The organism is Arthrobacter sp. UYEF3, assembly GCF_040546245.1.
In the GTDB taxonomy this organism is placed as follows: Bacteria; Actinomycetota; Actinomycetes; order Actinomycetales; family Micrococcaceae; genus Arthrobacter.
In genome coordinates this window covers 282,366-298,899 of record NZ_JBEPNK010000001.1, presented here as the reverse complement: position 1 = coordinate 298,899, position 16,534 = coordinate 282,366, and the positions used below count along the sequence as shown (strand labels likewise).

The 16,534-nt window shown below is 68.7% G+C and carries 13 protein-coding genes, 2 tRNA genes and 1 pseudogene; 3 read left to right on the top strand and 13 right to left on the bottom strand.

Features of this window, described 5'->3' with window-relative positions:
- Nucleotides 1-25 precede the first annotated feature (25 nt).
- Nucleotides 26-1,496 (top strand): annotated as a pseudogene (locus ABIB14_RS01350) (HNH endonuclease).
- 95 nt (nucleotides 1,497-1,591) lie between these two features.
- Here the strand turns inward: ABIB14_RS01350 and leuD are convergent.
- Both leuD and leuC read right to left on the bottom strand, forming a co-directional pair.
- Complete coding sequence (leuD, locus tag ABIB14_RS01345) at nucleotides 1,592-2,194, bottom strand: 3-isopropylmalate dehydratase small subunit (protein ID WP_354233503.1); 603 nt, start codon at nucleotides 2,192-2,194, stop codon at nucleotides 1,592-1,594.
- Nucleotides 2,195-2,250: 56 nt separating this feature from the next.
- Nucleotides 2,251-3,711, bottom strand: coding sequence for a 3-isopropylmalate dehydratase large subunit (gene leuC / locus ABIB14_RS01340; RefSeq protein ID WP_354233501.1), 1,461 nt, complete (start codon nucleotides 3,709-3,711; stop codon nucleotides 2,251-2,253).
- Between the two features lie 161 nt (nucleotides 3,712-3,872).
- Between leuC and ABIB14_RS01335 the strand changes: the two genes are divergently transcribed.
- A complete protein-coding gene (locus ABIB14_RS01335; RefSeq protein ID WP_354233500.1) occupies nucleotides 3,873-4,592 on the top strand; it encodes an IclR family transcriptional regulator in 720 nt (239 codons plus the stop codon).
- A 36-nt stretch (nucleotides 4,593-4,628) separates the two neighbouring features.
- On the top strand, nucleotides 4,629-5,168 hold the full coding sequence (locus ABIB14_RS01330; RefSeq protein ID WP_354233498.1) for a DUF1697 domain-containing protein: 540 nt from the start codon (nucleotides 4,629-4,631) through the stop codon (nucleotides 5,166-5,168).
- Nucleotides 5,169-5,181: 13 nt separating this feature from the next.
- On the opposite strand, the gene ABIB14_RS01325 is transcribed toward ABIB14_RS01330, so the two are convergent.
- The 11 genes from ABIB14_RS01325 to ABIB14_RS01275 all read right to left on the bottom strand — a co-directional run bounded on the left by ABIB14_RS01325 (nucleotide 5,182) and on the right by ABIB14_RS01275 (nucleotide 16,499).
- Nucleotides 5,182-6,798 (bottom strand): GTPase, encoded by a 1,617-nt coding sequence (locus tag ABIB14_RS01325; protein ID WP_354233496.1) that lies wholly within the window; start codon nucleotides 6,796-6,798, stop codon nucleotides 5,182-5,184.
- Nucleotides 6,795-8,606: a dynamin family protein gene (locus tag ABIB14_RS01320; RefSeq protein ID WP_354233494.1), complete on the bottom strand. Its 1,812-nt coding sequence runs from the start codon at nucleotides 8,604-8,606 to the stop codon at nucleotides 6,795-6,797. The genes ABIB14_RS01325 and ABIB14_RS01320 overlap by 4 nt, the downstream gene beginning before the upstream one ends.
- A 107-nt stretch (nucleotides 8,607-8,713) precedes the next feature.
- Nucleotides 8,714-8,789: transfer RNA gene (locus tag ABIB14_RS01315), tRNA-Glu, on the bottom strand.
- Nucleotides 8,790-8,918: 129 nt separating this feature from the next.
- Nucleotides 8,919-8,990: transfer RNA gene (locus ABIB14_RS01310), tRNA-Gln, on the bottom strand.
- 403 nt (nucleotides 8,991-9,393) lie between these two features.
- The gene (locus tag ABIB14_RS01305; RefSeq protein WP_354233492.1) at nucleotides 9,394-10,125 is read right to left on the bottom strand and encodes an HAD family hydrolase; all 732 of its coding nucleotides are present in this window, start codon (nucleotides 10,123-10,125) and stop codon (nucleotides 9,394-9,396) included.
- Nucleotides 10,125-11,648 carry a glutamate--tRNA ligase gene (gene gltX, locus ABIB14_RS01300; protein ID WP_354233490.1) on the bottom strand — a complete coding sequence of 508 codons (1,524 nt, stop codon included), beginning with the start codon at nucleotides 11,646-11,648 and terminating at the stop codon, nucleotides 10,125-10,127. Before gltX ends, ABIB14_RS01305 begins: the two co-directional genes overlap by 1 nt.
- Nucleotides 11,649-11,683: 35 nt before the next feature.
- Nucleotides 11,684-12,460, bottom strand: a complete 777-nt coding sequence (locus ABIB14_RS01295) for a fumarylacetoacetate hydrolase family protein (RefSeq protein WP_354233488.1) — start codon at nucleotides 12,458-12,460, stop codon at nucleotides 11,684-11,686.
- 46 nt (nucleotides 12,461-12,506) lie between these two features.
- Entirely contained in the window at nucleotides 12,507-13,301 is a 795-nt protein-coding gene (locus ABIB14_RS01290) for an MBL fold metallo-hydrolase (RefSeq protein ID WP_354233487.1), read from the bottom strand.
- Nucleotides 13,302-13,401: 100 nt separating this feature from the next.
- Nucleotides 13,402-14,514 (bottom strand): branched-chain amino acid aminotransferase, encoded by a 1,113-nt coding sequence (locus ABIB14_RS01285; protein ID WP_354233485.1) that lies wholly within the window; start codon nucleotides 14,512-14,514, stop codon nucleotides 13,402-13,404.
- A 108-nt stretch (nucleotides 14,515-14,622) separates the two neighbouring features.
- Nucleotides 14,623-15,675, bottom strand: coding sequence for a 3-isopropylmalate dehydrogenase (locus tag ABIB14_RS01280; protein ID WP_354233484.1), 1,053 nt, complete (start codon nucleotides 15,673-15,675; stop codon nucleotides 14,623-14,625).
- A gap of 65 nt (nucleotides 15,676-15,740) precedes the next feature.
- Complete coding sequence (locus tag ABIB14_RS01275; protein ID WP_354233483.1) at nucleotides 15,741-16,499, bottom strand: class F sortase; 759 nt, start codon at nucleotides 16,497-16,499, stop codon at nucleotides 15,741-15,743.
- Nucleotides 16,500-16,534: the final 35 nt, after the last annotated feature.

Below are 16,534 nucleotides of genomic sequence, written 5' to 3'. Positions count from 1 at the left end.
CATAGCCCGCAGGGACACTTGATACATGGACGTCATTCAGGCGCACGACATAGTTCCGGCGGACCCGGCACCGGCGAGTGCAGCGACCGTCGCGACTCTGGCCCGGATCCTGGTCGGACTCCCGGTCCCGGTCAGTCCCGCCGACCTCATCACCGAGACACGCCAACTGGAGGACCTGAAGTCCGCCCTGGCCGCCCGCCAGGCCCGGCACGCCGTCGCCTTCGACCTGCTCCAGCGCCGCGAACAGGCCGACGCCGGGATGCCCGCGGACGAGTTGGGCGCGGGGGTCGGGGCGCAACTCGCCCTCGCCCGCCGCGAATCCCCCGCCAAGGGAGGCCGATTGCTGGGCTTGGCCAAAGCTTTGGTCACCGAAATGCCACACACCCTCGCGGCTCTGGAGACCGGGCAGCTCAACGAATGGCGCGCGACGCTTCTGGTGCGTGAGACTGCCTGCCTGTCCGCCGCTGATCGGGCCGCCGTCGATGATGAGCTGGCCCCCGACGCCGGGACCCTCGACGGGGCGGGCGACCGTTCCATCGTTGCCGCGGCCCGGGCCGCCGCCTACCGCCGCGATCCGCGCTCCGTCACCCAGCGGGCCGCCCACGCCGCGACCGAACGCCACGTCAGCTTCCGCCCGGCCCCGGACACCATGTGCTACCTCACCGCCCTGCTGCCCGTCGCCGCCGGTGTCGCCATGCACGCCGCACTCACCCGGCACGCCGACTCTCTTCGCTCCGGCGGGGACGAGCGGTCCCGGGGCCAGCTCATGGCCGACGCGCTCGTCGAACGCACCACCGGAAAAGCCGGCGGGATCAGCGGCATCGAAATACAACTCGTCATGACCGACCGCACCCTGTTCCAGGCCGACAGCGAACCCGCCAGGCTCCCCGGCTACGGCACCGTCCCCGCCGGCTGGGCCCGGACACTCCTTGAAGGCGCCGACGCGGGCGGGGCCAGCGGCGGTGCGGACCAACCCCGTGACGGGGAACCGGCCTTCAGGACCTGGCTCCGCCGGCTCTACACCGCCCCGAGCACCGGCGACCTCGTCGGCATGGACTCCCGCGCCCGGATCTTCCCTCCCCGGCTTCGCCGCTTCCATCCAGACCCGGGACCACACCTGCCGGACACCCTACTGCGACGCCCCCATCCGGCACCTGGACCACATCGTCCCCTGGCACAACGGCGGAACCACCACCAGCCACAACGGCGCCGGACTCTGCGAAGCCTGCAACCACACCAAAGAAACACCCGGCTGGAACGCCCAACCCCGGCCGGGCCCCAGACACACCCTCCAACTCACCACCCCCACCGGCCACGCCTACCACTCCACCGCACCACCATTGCCAGGAGCCGGCCTCGGCCGCCGACGTCCGGCTCCACAATGGATCGGGCAGGGCGTCGAGGCTGATCACGCTGAGGCGATTCACCGGCGGAACCTCAGACACCGGGCAAAGGTAATCATGGGCGCCCGCCTGGGCGGACAGCCGGCTGCCTAACCGCTTAGCCCGGTAGCCTCGGCAGCCACTTAACTCGGACTGCCGTCGTCGAGCCTTTCGACTCGACGACGGCAATCAGTGCCCGCAGGTTGATCTCAGGAGAGCTTGGCCGGCAGTGTCGTCGGCTTGAACGCAGGCCTCGTGGTCTCGTAGGCGGTGATGTCTTCCTCGTGCTGCAGGGTCAGGCCGATGTCATCCAGGCCTTCGAGCAGGCGCCAGCGGGTGTAGTCGTCGATCTCGAACGGAGCCACCACGTTGCCGCACTCGACCGTCTTGGAGCCGAGGTCCACCTTGACCTCAGTGCCGGGCGCGTTCTCCAGCACCTTCCAGATCAGCTCAATATCGTCCTGGGCCAGCTCTGCGGCCAGCAGGCCCTGCTTGCCCGAGTTGCCGCGGAAGATGTCGGCGAAACGGGAAGACAGCACGGCCTTAAAGCCGTAATCCTTCAGCGCCCAGACGGCGTGTTCGCGCGAGGAGCCGGTGCCGAAGTCCGGCCCGGCGACCAGCACGGAGCCGGAGCTGAACGGTTCCTGATTCAGGATGAAGGCGGGATCCTTGCGCCAGGCGGAGAAGAGGGCGTCCTCGAACCCCGTCCGGGTAATGCGCTTGAGGTACACGGCGGGGATGATCTGGTCGGTGTCGACGTTGCTTTGGCGCAGCGGGACACCGATTCCGGTGTGGGTGGTGAACTTTTCCATGGCGGATCCTTTGGGGGGCTGGATGGATCGATGCAGGCTGGGTCGGCGCCGGAGGGCTAGGCCGCACCGGCACCCGGGGCGGCGGACGCGGACACGGGTTCGCGGTCCAGGTCCGACGGCGAGCTCAGCGTGCCGCGCACCGCCGTCGCCGCCGCGACAACGGGCGAGACGAGGTGCGTGCGTCCGCCCTTGCCCTGGCGGCCCTCAAAGTTGCGGTTGGACGTTGAGGCGCAGCGCTCCCCCACTTCCAGCTGGTCCGGGTTCATGCCCAGGCACATCGAGCAGCCGGCGAACCGCCATTCGGCGCCGAAGTCCGTGAAGACCTTGTCCAGGCCCTCGGCCTCGGCTTCGAGCCGGACGCGGGCGGAGCCGGGCACCACCAGCATCCGCACCTTCGGGTCCTTGGTGCGCCCGCGGATGATGTCCGCAGCGGCCCGCAGGTCCTCCATCCGGGAGTTGGTGCAGGAGCCCAGGAAGACGGTATCGACGCGGATATCCTTCATCGGCGTCCCGGCCTCGAGGCCCATATACTGCAGCGCCCGCTCGGCGGCGGCCTTGGCGTTCTCGTCGCCGAAGTCACCCGGCGAAGGGACCTTGGCGGACAGCGAGACGCCCTGGCCCGGGTTGGTTCCCCACGTCACGAACGGTTCCAGGGTGTCGGCGTCGAGGTCTACTTCGGCGTCGAAGCATGCACCGTCGTCGGTGCTCAGCGTGTTCCAGTACGCGACGGCGGCGTCCCAGTCCGCGCCCTGCGGCGCGTGCGGGCGGCCCTGCATGTAGTCGTAAGTGGTCTGGTCCGGGGCCACCATGCCGGCGCGGGCGCCTGCCTCGATGGACATGTTGCAGATGGTCATGCGGGCTTCCATGGACAGGGCGCGGATGGCGGAGCCGCGGTACTCCAGCACGTAGCCCTGGCCGCCGCCGGTGCCGATCTTGGCGATGACGGCCAGGATAATGTCCTTGGCGGTGACGCCGGGCCGCAGCGTGCCCTCGACGTTGATGGCCAAGGTCTTGAACGGCTTCAAGGACAGCGTCTGGGTGGCCATGACATGCTCCACCTCGGAGGTCCCGATGCCCATGGCGAGCGCCCCGAAGGCACCGTGCGTAGACGTGTGCGAGTCGCCGCAGACCACTGTCATCCCCGGCTGGGTGAGGCCCAACTGCGGGCCGACCACGTGCACAATCCCCTGCTCGGCGTCGCCCAGGGAGTGCAGGCGGACGCCGAATTCCTTGCAGTTGTTGCGCAAGGTCTGGATCTGGGTCCGGCTGGTGAGGTCCGCGATAGGCTTGTCGATGTCCAGCGTGGGAGTGTTGTGGTCCTCGGTGGCGATCGTGAGATCCGGCCGGCGGAGCCCTCGGCCGGCGAGGCGCAGGCCCTCGAAAGCCTGCGGGGACGTCACCTCATGGACCAGGTGGAGGTCGATGAAGAGGAGGTCCGGCTGGGCGTTGGCGCCTTCGCCGTCCCCCTTGCGCACCACGTGCGCGTCCCAGACTTTCTCGGCCAATGTTTTTGCCACGGCCTGCTCCCTTCACTGCTGTCTTTAATGCGTAGCTGTCCCCGCTGCTCCGCGACTGATGCCGCACAGGCGGGTTGATGATGTCCACTGAATCAGGAGTGCCGTCAAATACGCCAGCGCAATGATTTGCATCTCAGATACTGAGACGGCAATATCATTACATGGACAATTCTAGTGGCGTTGGTGTCATCGACAAAGCGGCCCATGTGCTCGATGCACTTGAGGCCGGCCCCACCACCCTGGCCCAGCTGGTGGCCGCCACCGGCCTGGCCCGGCCCACGGTGCACCGCCTCGCGCTGGCGCTGGTCCACCACCGCCTGGTGAGCCGCGACATCCAGGGCCGCTTCGTGCTGGGCAGCCGCCTGGTGGAGCTGGCCTCCGCCGCCGGCGAAGACCGGCTTATCGCCTCCGCCGGGCCCGTACTGATGCAGTTGCGTGACGCCACCGGCGAGAGCGCGCAGATCTTCCGCCGCCAGGGCGAATGGCGCGTCTGCGTGGCCTCCGCCGAACGCCCCATCGGCCTCCGGGACACCATCCCGGTGGGCACCCAGCTGTCCATGAAAGCCGGCTCCGCCGCCCAGGTGCTGCTGGCCTGGGAAGACCACGACCGCCTGCTGGAGGGCCTCCAGGCGGCCCGCTTCACGCCCACCGTCCTGGCCGGGGTACGACGCCGGGGCTGGGCCCAGAGCCTCGGCGAACGCGAACCGGGGGTCGCCTCAGTTTCGGCGCCGGTCCGCGGGCCCTCCGGCCGGGTGATCGCAGCGGTCTCCATGTCCGGCCCGATCGAACGCCTGACCCGGCAGCCCGGCCGGTTGCACGCCGAAGTGGTCTGCAACGCGGCCCGGGTCCTGACCGAGGCGTTGCGCAAGAGCAACGACTGAGTCCCCGATGTTCCTCGGCGCCGCTAGGCTGTGCCCATGAACAGCTATGCGGTCTTCCTGCGCGGCATCAACGTGGCCGGCATCAACATCAAGATGGCCGACCTTAGAGAGGCACTAAAAGCGCTCCCGTTTTCGGCCGTGACGACGCTCCTCGCCAGCGGCAACGTCGTGCTGGCCAGCGAACTTCCGGCAGCCGCGGTAAAGTCCGAGTTCGAGTCCTGCCTGCGGGATGCCTTCGGCTTCGACGCCTGGGTGGTGGTGCTGACCGCTGCCCGCGTGGCGGAACTGGTCGAAGCCTGCCCGTACCCCGCCGACGACGCCGCCACTCACAGCTATGTGACGTTGTCCTCGGACGCCGCGGCCCTTGCCGAACTGTACGACGCCGGCGCTGCCCTCGACGGGGTGGAGTTGACCCGGCTGGGCGCCGAAGCCGTGGCGTGGCTGGCTCCCGCCGGCGGCACCCTCGACAGCCCGTTCAGCAAGCTCTCCGCCAAGGCCCGCTACAAGGCCAGCACCACCACCCGGAACCTGCGGACCCTGGTCAAGGTCCGCGACGCCGCCGCGCGGCTGGCTTAGGCGACTCCGCAGTTCAACCTGCCGCGGACTTCAGCGCCGCGTTGAACGACGCCAGTCGGCTGACTTCGAGTTCCACCGGTCCGACCACCAGGTCCTGTGCGACGGCGGTCACCGAGGCATTCAACCGCCGTCGGGCCGCCGACGCCCGGGCCCGGGCAGCGGCGCCGGCGATAAACTTTGCCGCAAAGGCCAGCACAATGCCCAGCAGGACTCCGCCTGCCACCAGCACGGTGGGGACCGGCCAGCCCTGCACCCGGGGAACCTCGGGAACGGGCAGCTGGAAGTACCCCAGCCCGGCGAGCACACCGAGCCAGCCCAGGCCGCCGAGCGCCAGGAGCAGACCCAGCCACTGGAACACATTGAAGGCCGTCCACCACCAGGAGCTTCGCCCGGCTTTGAGATCGGTGCCGGCAATGGCCTGGTCCAGCGCGGCGGGGAGCTGCTCCCGCCCCTCCCGGGCGGCGCCGCGGATGGCGGCGCGCCAGGGTCCCGGCGCGCCGTCGGACGCGGCATCGGCAAACTCCCGCACCGCGGCGTCGGTGCGGGCCCGGGCCGGGGCCCCGGCGGGTGGCAGCGACGTCCGGTTCAGCTCCGGCCGCTCGCCCGACCGGCGCAGGTTCAGCCGTCGCAGCGGGTCTGGCCGGAACCGGACCAGCCAACGCGTCACCGGCCAGCCGGTTCGTCGCGTGGCCTCCTGCCGGTACGAGCGCGCCACGGCGTCCACCACCAGCGGAACATTCGCTGCCACGGCCAGTTCCGCGGCCAACCTCTCCCTGGTGCCGGCGTTGACGCCGGCGGCCTCCCCCGTACCGGACGCTTCCGCAAGCTTGGCGGCGGCCCGGTCCACATCCGCGGCGAGCCGCTGCGAGAGGGCCAGCCGCGCCATGGCGGCCTGACGGATGGCGCCCCGGACAGTATCCACGCCGGTGCCCGCAACCGCCGAGGCTCCCAGAACCTGCACCTTGCCGAGGCCGTCCCGCGCCAGGATAGCTTTGAGTGACTCCAGCACCGGGCGGATCTCATGTTCCGGCAGTCTGTCCACCTGGTTGAGCACCACGAGGGTGACGGCCGCGTGCGAGGCGAGCGGTGTCAGGAAGTCATTGTGGACGGCGGCGTCGGCGTATTTCTGCGGGTCCAGCACCCACACGAGCACGTCCACAAGCCCCACCATGCGCTGCACGATCTCCCGGTTCTCCGAGCGGGTCGAGTCGAAGTCGGGCAGGTCAAGCAGGATCAGCCCGGTCTCCTCGTCGGCGAAGCCGGGCACGGCCGCGGCCTGATGCCGGCGGCGGACCTCCAGCCAGTCGAGCAGCGCTTCACTGCCCTCCGCGCCCCAGATGCCGGCCAGCGGTTCGGACGTCGTCGGGCGGCGGGCGGCCGCCGTCGCGATTTCCGCCCCGCTGACGGCGTTGAAGAGCGAGGATTTGCCGCTGCCGGTGGCGCCGAAGAAGCCCACCACGGTGTGGTCCGCGGAGAGTGAGCGCCGGGAACTTGCGCGCTCCAGCACCTGCAGCACTTCGTCCAGGGCTTCCTCGGGCAGGGCCCCCGCTCCGAGTTCCCTGGCCTCATTGAGGGCTTCCAGCCGGCGTTGCAGCCGCGTGGCGTCCCGCGCGGAGCCGTGACGGTTCATGCGGAGGCCGCCAGCCGGCCCAGAGCGGCAGCCCGTCCCGCAAGGGCGCCCTGCGGAGCATCGTCAATCATGTCGAGCCGGGCAAGGAACCGCTGGCGTTCCGCCTGCAGCAGCCGCTCGCAGCGGGCCTGGAGATCCTCGCGCGCTGTCTTGGCCAGCCGGCGCACGGCATCCTCGCCGAAAACGGCTTCCAGCACCCGCTGGCCGACGACGGCGGTGCCGCCGGCCACTCCGATCTCCAGCCCGGTCAGGCCCGCGGTCATCGAGAAGACCACAATCATCAGCGCCGCGCCAAGGCCGTTGATGCCGAAGGAAAGCCAGCGGGCCTGGCTGCGCTTGTCCTGGCCTTCGGTCCGGATCAGTTCCATCAGGCTGCCCTGCCACGCACGGATCTCCTCGGCGACGGCGTCGGCGAAGCCCTCGCTGGTGCCGGAGAGGTCATCGGTGCCGAGCAGCTGCCGGCCTGCCGGGTCGGAGCGCCAGCGCTGGTCCGCTTCTTCCGCGGCGTTGGCGGCCTCATCCACGATGACCGCCTGCAGGCCGGTCTCGATCGCGGTCTCGACCCGCACGGCCGGGGTGGGTTCGCCGCGGAAGAAAGCGCCCATGCGGTCCCGCAGCCGCCCGATGTTCTGCTCCATCACCCGGAAGAACTCCCCGGTGCCCACGAAGTCCTGCCAGCGGGCCAGGACCTCACCGCGGAGCAGGGCGCCGTCCCGGGTTGCGTCCAGAATCCGGCCCACGGCGTCGCGGTAGGCGCCGTGTACATCCCCGGTCAGCAGTTCGGCCGCGCGGTGCTGGGCAGCCACCGCCTCCGCCACGGCGTCCACCCGCCCGCCCAGCGCCTTGACCGTGCCGTTGAGCGTCCGGCGGGCAATCGCCGCGCGGCCGGCCGCGTCGGCGGCGAGTTCCGAAAGCCAACCCTGCAGGGGCGCAACCGCGTCAACGGGAAGCATGCCCGCGGCATCCAGCACCAGCTCGGGTACGACGAAGAGCCGGGCGGAGCCCAGTCCCTCCCGGCTCAGCATGGACTTGAGGTCGGCACTGACCTCCTCCTCGGCCGCCGGCGGCACCCGGTCCAGCACGACGGCCACCATGATGTCACGCGCGGCGGCGTCCAGCAGCAGGCGCCAGGGGACGGCGTCGGCGTAGCGATTGGCGGTGGTGAGGAATATCCATAGGTCGGCGGCCGCGAGCAGCTGGCCCGCCAGCCTTCGGTTGTCATCCGAGATGGAGTCGACGTCGGGGGCATCCAGCAGCGCGATACCTTGCGGCACGGCAGGGTCGGCGGCGAGGACCAGCGAGGTGACGGCGCGGCCGTCCGGGGTGCGGCCGTCCGGGGTAGGGCCGGCCGGGGTGGGGCCGGCCTGGGTGGCTGGCAACGCTGCGGTGACCACTGTTCCGCGGATCCGGCTGAGGCTCGGCAGCACACGCTGGTCCTCGAACCAGGCTGCGTCGTCCGGGTGGTGCAGCAGGATGGGCTGCCGGGTGGTCGGGCGGATCGCTCCGGCGCGGGTCACGTTGTGCCCCACCAGCCCGTTCACCAAGGTGGATTTGCCGGCGCCGGTTGAACCGCCGACGACGGCCAGCAGGGGCGCGTCAAGGCTGCGGTAACGGGGCAAGATGTAGTCGTCCAGCTGGGCCACGGCGTGCCGGATGTAGAGCCGCGCCGTCTCTGCGCCGGGCAGGGCCAGCGGCAGCGACACCGCAGACAGCTCACGCCGCACGGCTTCGAGCAGTTCGACGGCGGCGCATTGTCGGGCCGCGGGTGACGGCTGCCCGGACCCGCCGGCGCTTTGGTTGGTGGTCACAGCATCATCATGCCAGTTGGGCCGGGCTGAGCCGTGGGTTCGGGGCCCCGCAGCCAGGGTGTGGGCAAACAAAAGCGGCCCCGGGCTGATGCCCGGGACCGTTTCGATGGTGACCCCAGCGGGATTCGAACCCGCGTTACCGCCGTGAGAGGGCAGCGTACTAGGCCGCTATACGATGGGGCCCTGCACTTTCCAAACAGCATTTCTGCCATTGAATCTCAGTGGGTATTTCACCCACTCAGCACATGTTCCAAGCCGGCACTGCCGCTTTGAAACCCCTGAGCCGCCGCGGAAATCCGCGGTTTTTCAGAGCTGGGATACCAGGACTCGAACCTAGAATGACGGTACCAGAAACCGTAGTGTTGCCAATTACACCATATCCCAAAGGAACTTTCGGGCCGGTTTTGCAGGTCTAAACCCGCGCTCCCGGCGCCTCAGCACGAGTAATTACTTTACCCGAGACTTTTGCCCTGCACAAATCGGGCAAGTGGCGCCTGCCCTGGCGGCCCCGTGCTCTCTCGGCTGGCCGCATTCCGGAGGTTGATCCCCGAAAACCCTTGCCAACCCGGCCAAGCCAAGTTCACTCGCGGTAAGTTACCAATGAGTTACCACCCCTTCCCCCGCCCCGTCGCGGGCAGAATGACGGCCGCTTCGGGATGTTAGCTGCCTCACTTTTATCGGAGTCCGAACGGCATAGTTGGGCGCTCAGCCCGGTACGAAAAAACGGCCCCGGCGGAGGAAGGGATTCCTCCGCCGGGGCCGTTGGGTTCGTGACGCTGGTTCCGGGTCAGCCCAGCAAGTCCAGCAGCGAGGCGACCTCGCGGCCGGCGAACCCCGGAGCGGGCTCGCCGCCGCGGTTCAGCCAGACGCCCAGCAGGCCCGCCGCCGTCGAACCTTCAGCGTCGAGGAGGCGGTTGTCGCCGACGTACAGTGTTTCACCGGGCCCGGTGCCGAGCCGGCGCACGCCTTCGAGGTAAATCGCGGGATCCGGCTTGGCCACGCCGAGCGTGTCCGTGCCGACCAGGATCCCGATGCGGTCCAGTCCGGCGGCATCCAGCTTGACCCGCTGGTAGTCGTGCACATTGTTACTGACAGCCCCGTACGGTACCCCGGCAGCGTCCAGCGCATCCAGCAGCGGTACCACGTCGTCGAAGGCGCGGATATAGCTGTGCTGGAGACTGGCGTAGGAGCTGACCCAGTGCTCCGCCTTTTCGCTGTCCTCGAGTTCGACGCCGAAGTGCCCCAGCGCGGCCCGGCCACGCAGCAGCCGTTGTTCGTTGAAGCTCAGTTCGCCGGAGAGGTAGCGGTCGTAGAAGTGCGTGGTCTCCCGCGTGAAGATCCGGCCGAACCGCTCCCAGCCGGCCTCGTTGAGGCCGGGCAGGAGGTGTTCGCTGACCCCGCGCAGCGCCGTGGTCATCGCGAACTCCAGGTCCACGAGTGTGTCGTCGATATCGAACAACACGCCGCGGATACCGTCAAGCCCGGCGGCAAGGACGCCGCCGCGTACCCCGTCGCTCATCAGCCGCGGAAGGCGCGCAGGCGGGCCAGGGACGAATCCTTGCCAAGGATGACCATGGATTCGAACAGCGGCGGGGAAATCCGGCGGCCGGAGACGGCGGTGCGGACCGGGCCGAAGGCCAGCCGCGGTTTGACGCCCAGGCCCTCGACAAGGGCCTCCCTCAGCGCGGTCTGGATGTTCTCCGCGGTCCACCCGGCGACAGGCTCCAGGGCCGCCAGTGCGGCGTCGAGCACCTCGGTGAGGTTTTCCGGGAGGCCCTTTCGGGCGTCGGCGGCGACGTCGATCGCGTCGTCGTCCTTGAACAGGAAGGCCAGCATCTCCGGGGCCTCTCCCAGAAGCGAGATGCGCTCCTGAATCAACGGGCCCGCCTCGTTGAGGATCTCTTCCTCGCGGGCTGTCAGGCTCTCCCCCACCAGGCCGGCAGCCTGCAGGTAGGGCACCAGGCGGCCGCGGAAGTCCTCTGGTTCCAGCATGCGGATGTGGGTGCCGTTGATCGCCTCGGCCTTCTTAATGTCGAAGCGCGCCGGGTTGGCCAGAACGTCGTGGACATCGAAGTTCTCGATCAGCTGGTCCACGGTGAATATGTCCTCGTCGGCAGAGAGGCTCCAGCCAAGCAGGGACAGGTAATTCAGCAGGCCTTCGGGGATGAACCCGCGGTCCCGGAGCAGAAAGAGGTTGGACTCGGGGTCCCGCTTGGAGAGTTTCTTATTGCCCTCGCCCATGACGTACGGCAGGTGTCCGAAGACCGGCAGGTAGCTGGCGACGCCGATCTCCATCAGCGCGCGGATCAGCACCACCTGGCGCGGGGTGGAGGACAGCAGGTCCTCGCCGCGCAGCACGTGGGTGATCCCCATCAGTGCGTCGTCCACCGGGTTGACCAGGGTGTAGAGCGGCGAGCCGTCGGCGCGGACAATCACGTAGTCGGGGATACTGCCGGCCTTGAAGGTGATCTCGCCGCGGACCATGTCGGTGAAGGTAACGTCCTCGTCCGGCATCCGCACGCGCAGCACCGGCTTCCGGCCCTCGGCCTGGAACGCGGCGACCTGCGCCTCGGAAAGCTGCCGGTCGAAGTTGTCGTAGCCCAGCTTGGCGTCGCGGCCGGCGGCCCGGTGACGGGCTTCGACCTCCTCCGGGGAGGAGTAGCACTCGTAGGCGTAGCCGGCGGCCAGGAGCTTGGCGACGACGTCCTTGTAGAGGTCCAGCCGCTGCGACTGCCGGTACGGCTCGTGCGGTCCGCCCACCCCGATGCCCTCGTCCCAGCTGATGCCGAGCCAGTTGAGCGCCTCCAGCAGCTGCTGGTAGCTCTCCTCCGAGTCGCGTGCCGCGTCGGTGTCCTCGATCCGGAACACGAACGTGCCCTTGGTGTGCTTGGCGTGCGCCCAGTTGAAGAGGGCCGTGCGGATCAAGCCGACGTGCGGGGTCCCGGTCGGTGACGGGCAGAACCGGACCCGGACCGGGGTTTCGGCGGTGACTTCACGGGTGGCGGTGCTGGAGACGGCGTCGGGCGCGGTGGGAGTAGTCATAGTGGTACCAACTTTACCGCGTGCCCGGACTTTCCTTAGCGGCGGACCACCGGGTTGGAGAGGCGTCCGATGCCCTCAATCTCGACCTCGTAGCGGTCTCCGGCCTTGACCAGGCCGACGCCGGCCGGTGTGCCGGTCATGATGACGTCGCCGGGCAGCAGGGTGAAGGCGTGCGAGACGATCGACACAAGTTCACGGACGCCGCGGATCATCTGGCTGGTGCTGCCGTCCTGCCGGAGCTCGCCGTTGAGCCGGCCCTGGATCTGCAGGTCTTCGGTGTCCAGTTCGGTCTCGATCCACGGACCCAACGGCGCGGAGGTGTCGAAGCCTTTGGCCCGCGCCCATTGCAGGTCGGTCTTCTGCACGTCCCGGGCAGTCAGGTCATTGCCGCAGGTATAGCCGAAGACGACGTCGTCGACGCGCTCCTCCGGGACGTCCTTGCAGATCCGGCCGATCACGACGCACAGCTCGGCCTCGAAGGAGACCTCGTCGGAGAATTCCGGCAGGACGATCGGATCGTTGGGCCCGATCACCGAGGTGTTGGGCTTGAGGAAGAGCAGCGGCTGCGCGGGTACCTCGTTGCCGAGCTCGTGGGCGTGCTCCACGAAGTTGCGGCCGACGCCGATGACCTTGCTGCGCGGGATGATCGGCGCGAGGAGGCGGACGTCCTCCAGCTGGTGCTTGACGGCGGTCCGCTCCACGCCGTGGAAGAAGGGATCGCCATTGATGACAGTGATTTCCTCACTGCCGGACGGGCCCTCAACAATGCCGTACAGGGGATCAGAATCGACTACAAACCGGGCGATGCGCATGGGTCCAAGCGTACCGTCTCGAACGGCGCGTCTTCGGACGCGGTTATTAGGCGGAGCCGGCCGAGCGCAGGTAGTCCAGCTGCGCGGCCACGGACAGTTCAGCGGCCGGCCGCACCGCCGGGTCGACGGCGGCGTAGACGGCGTCCGCCACGTCCTGCACACCGGCCTTCTCGCCGAGCTCATCGAGGGCGGCGCGGATCTGCGCGAGGCGGTCCTGCCGGTGGTCTCGGTAGGCGCAGACGATGCTGTCCAGGGCCGGGAGCATGGGACCGTGGGCCGGCAGGACCGTGGCCGGACCCAGTCGCTCCAGCCGGTCCAACGAGTCAAGGTAGTCACCCAGCGTGCCGTCGGGGTAGTCAAGGACGGTGGTACCGACGCCGAGGATGGTGTCGCCGGTCAGGACGGCCCCGCGGGCACCGTCCTGCGGCAGGTGGAAGCAGACCGAGTCGGAGGTATGGCCCGGCGTCGCCAGCACCCGGATTTCCACCCCGGCGGCGTGCAGCACCTCGCCCTCCCGGAGCGGCTCCCCGCCATGGCAGTGTGCGGGGTCAACGGCCCGGACCGGGGCGCCGGTGAGTTCGGCGAATCGCGCTGCGCCGGCGGTGTGGTCAGCATGGCGGTGCGTGATGAGGATCAGTTCCACGGCCCCGTACTGCGTCAGCTCGCGTAGGTGCTCCTCGTCGAGGGGTCCCGGGTCCACGACGACGACGCCGGGCGAGCCGGGGGCGGCCAGCACGTAGGAGTTGGTGCCGTGCAGGCTCATCGGACCCGGATTCGGGGCAAGGCGGAAGCGTGTCAGCTCGGTGCTGCGGTCCGGGGCGCGGTCATCATCGGGGATCACCTCTCCATCATCCCACCGAGGGGCGCCAAGAGGGCAGGGAAACCAACGACGGCGGCCCGCACCGTGAGGTGCGGGCCGCCGTCGTTGATGCGGGGGCGGCCTAGGCCAGGCGGGTCAGCCAGCCGTGGGTGTCCCCGACGGTGCCGGTCTGGATGCCGAGCAGCTGTTCGCGGATGGCCATGGTGGTCTCCCCCGCCGTGGCATCCTCGGAGCCGATGAATTCGGTGTCGTCCTTGAGCACGCCGATCGGTGTGATGACGGCGGCGGTGCCGCAGGCGAAGACTTCGGTGATCTCGCCGGCGGCCACCCCGTCACGCCACTCGTCCAGGGTGATCTTGCGTTCGGTCACGTCGCGGCCCATATCCCTGGCCACCTGCATCACGGAGGAGCGGGTGACGCCCTCCAGGATGGTGCCGGACAGTGCGGGGGTAACCAGCGAGCCGTCTTTCATCACGAAGAAGACGTTCATGCCGCCGAGTTCCTCGACGGCGTTGTCGTTGAACGGGTCCAGGAACAGGACCTGCTTGCAGCCGTGGGCTTCGGCTTCCTGCTGCGCGATCAGGGAGGCGGCGTAGTTGCCGCCGCACTTGGCCGCACCGGTGCCGCCGCGGCCGGCGCGGGCGTACTCCCGGGAGATCCAGATGGAAACCGGCTTGAGCTCGCCGCCGAAGTAGTTGCCGGCCGGGGAGGCGATGACGCGGAATGAGACCTCGCGGGCTGCCCGGACGCCCAGGAAGGCCTCGGTGGCGATCATGAAGGGGCGCAGGTAGAGTGCTTCGCCGTCGCCGGAGGGAACCCAGTCCCGGTCCACGGAGACGAGTTCCTGGATGGCCTTGAGGAAGTATTCCTCCGGCAGTTCCGGCAGGGCGAGCCGGCGGGCGGACTTGTTCAGCCGGGCCGCGTTGGCCTCGGGCCGGAACGTCCAGATGGACCCGTCGGCGTGCCGGTAGGCCTTGAGTCCTTCGAAGATTTCCTGGCCGTAGTGCAGCACTGCCGCGGAGGGATCCAGCATGATGGGACCATAGGGCTCAATCCGCGCATCGCGCCAGCCGCCCTTACCCTCGGCGTCGACGCTGTAGTCAACCACAGCGGTGTGGTCGGTGAAATAGTCGCCGAATCCGGGGTTGGCCAGGATGGCTGCACGCTCATCAGCAGACTTCGGGGTGGCCGAGAGCTGCTGGGTGAATTCGACGCCATGGGCAGTCTGGGTCATGGTTCCTCCACGGTCGGCTGCCGGGTGTGTGAACGTGGTTAATCCCTGGACCACGGCAGCATGTTGGTGATTCGAAACAAGCTTACGCCCGCGTCGGCGCCCCGGCTCCTAGAGTGCCGCGGCGATGGCATCGCCGATCGCGGCGGTGCTGCGTGCGCTGCCGTCCCGGCTTTCGATGTCGGCGGCAACGGCTGCCTCGATCTTCCGGGCTGCCGCGGCATGGCCCAGATGGTCCAGCAGCAGCGCGGCGGACAGGATGGCGGCGCTCGGGTCCGCCTTTTGCTGGCCGGCGATGTCCGGGGCCGAGCCGTGGACCGGCTCGAACATCGACGGCGCGGTGCGGTCCATGTTGATGTTGCCCGAGGCGGCAAGGCCGATGCCGCCGGTGATGGCGGCGGCGAGGTCCGTGAGGATGTCGCCGAAGAGGTTGTCTGTGACGATCACGTCGAAGCGCGCCGGATCGGTGACCATGAAAATCGTGGCGGCGTCCACATGCAGGTAGTCGTGGCTGACCTCGGGGAACTCCTGGGCGACGGCCTCCACGGTCCGCTTCCACAGGTGGCCGGCGAAGACCAATACGTTGTGCTTGTGCACCAGGGTCAGCTTCTTGCGCGGGCGCTCGTTGGCGCGTCGGAAGGCATCCCGGACCACGCGCTCCACACCGTGGGCAGTGTTCAGCGAGACCTCGGTGGCCACCTCATGCGGCGTGCCGGCACGCAGGGTGCCGCCGTTGCCGACATACGGCCCCTCGGTGCCCTCGCGGACCACGATGAAGTCGATCTCGCCGGGGCTCGCCAGCGGGCTGCGGACGCCGGCGTAGAGCCGGGAGGGCCGGAGGTTGACGAAGTGGTCCAGGCTGAAGCGGAGCTTAAGCAGCAGTTCACGCTCGATAATGCCGGAGGGAATCCGGGTATCGCCCGGAGCCGCACCCACTGCACCGAAGAGGATAGCGTCCCGCCCGCGAAGATCCGCCAGGATGTGCTCCGGCAGGGTTTCGCCCGTCGCCAGCCAGTGCGCGGCGCCGAGTTCGTAGTGCGTCTGCTCCAGCACGATGCCTTCCGCGGCGGCAACCTTTTCGAGGACCTTCAGGGCTTCGGCAATGACCTCGGGGCCGATGCCGTCGCCCGGAATTACGGCCAGATCAATCGTGGATGCGCTCATGGTTTAAGCCTAGCCACAGCATCCATATGGTGGTCAATTCGTCTCAACATCCGGAAGGACGGTTCCTAGGGTGCAGCTGCCGGCGACGCGACGACGGCCACGTTCTTGCCCCACAGGTCCCCCGTGTAGCAGGAGATCAGGACGAGCCTGTTGGGGACCACGGCCCAAATTGGGCTGTCTTTCAACGTTGACTTTAGGTAAGTGGTCACGGAATCCACCTTGTAGGCAATGGCGCCGGCTGCCGTTTGTACCGTCAGCTCGTCCCCGGGCGCGGCCATCGTGCTCAGGCGGTTGAAGGGCGCTTCGATGCCCTCCCAACTATGGCCGACGACGTAGGTGGTGTTGGTTGACCCTGCGCCGGGAATACCGAAGGGGGCCAGCCAGTAGCCGTCCATCGTCTCGGGAGGCACGATGCTCTGGCTTTGAATATCCCCGCTGTCCGGCTGGAGGGGATGTACCACGACGTCCAGTCGTGCTGCCGGGTAGGAAATTCGCTGCGGGGCGGAAGCAACAGGGCCCTGCACGACCGGAGGGGCAGTGCTTGGCGCGGCCGCCTGGGACGGCAAATTCTGCGGCGTGGTGAGGATCCCTCCCACGGTGGCGGACGGTACGGGGGTTGCAGGTCCTCGCGCCGCCGCCATCGACGTAGGGAAGGGACCGGTCAGGCTGTCCCTCCCGGCACCGCCGCCGAGAGTTCCGTAGACAAGCCACGCCGCCAGAAGCCCGACGACGAAGATTGCCAGCAGAAGTTTGTCCCGCCCGCGCAGAAGCAGTCCACGCGTGGCTGCTGTGTGGACTTGATGGGCCTTGCGGCGACGGACCATGGGAGCTCCTGTAGAAGTGCTACTCGAGGGCCAGG

Bases quoted from the DNA above. Each gene is read 5' to 3' on its own strand.
- leuD (WP_354233503.1), bottom strand. From the start codon at position 2,194: ATGGAAAAGTTCACCACCCACACCGGAATCGGTGTCCCGCTGCGCCAA.
- ABIB14_RS01335 (WP_354233500.1), top strand. From the start codon at position 3,873: ATGGACAATTCTAGTGGCGTTGGTGTCATCGACAAAGCGGCCCATGTG.
- ABIB14_RS01330 (WP_354233498.1), top strand. From the start codon at position 4,629: ATGAACAGCTATGCGGTCTTCCTGCGCGGCATCAACGTGGCCGGCATC.
- ABIB14_RS01325 (WP_354233496.1), bottom strand. From the start codon at position 6,798: ATGAACCGTCACGGCTCCGCGCGGGACGCCACGCGGCTGCAACGCCGG.
- ABIB14_RS01305 (WP_354233492.1), bottom strand. From the start codon at position 10,125: ATGAGCGACGGGGTACGCGGCGGCGTCCTTGCCGCCGGGCTTGACGGT.
- gltX (WP_354233490.1), bottom strand. From the start codon at position 11,648: ATGACTACTCCCACCGCGCCCGACGCCGTCTCCAGCACCGCCACCCGT.
- ABIB14_RS01295 (WP_354233488.1), bottom strand. From the start codon at position 12,460: ATGCGCATCGCCCGGTTTGTAGTCGATTCTGATCCCCTGTACGGCATT.
- ABIB14_RS01285 (WP_354233485.1), bottom strand. From the start codon at position 14,514: ATGACCCAGACTGCCCATGGCGTCGAATTCACCCAGCAGCTCTCGGCC.
- ABIB14_RS01280 (WP_354233484.1), bottom strand. From the start codon at position 15,675: ATGAGCGCATCCACGATTGATCTGGCCGTAATTCCGGGCGACGGCATC.
- ABIB14_RS01275 (WP_354233483.1), bottom strand. From the start codon at position 16,499: ATGGTCCGTCGCCGCAAGGCCCATCAAGTCCACACAGCAGCCACGCGT.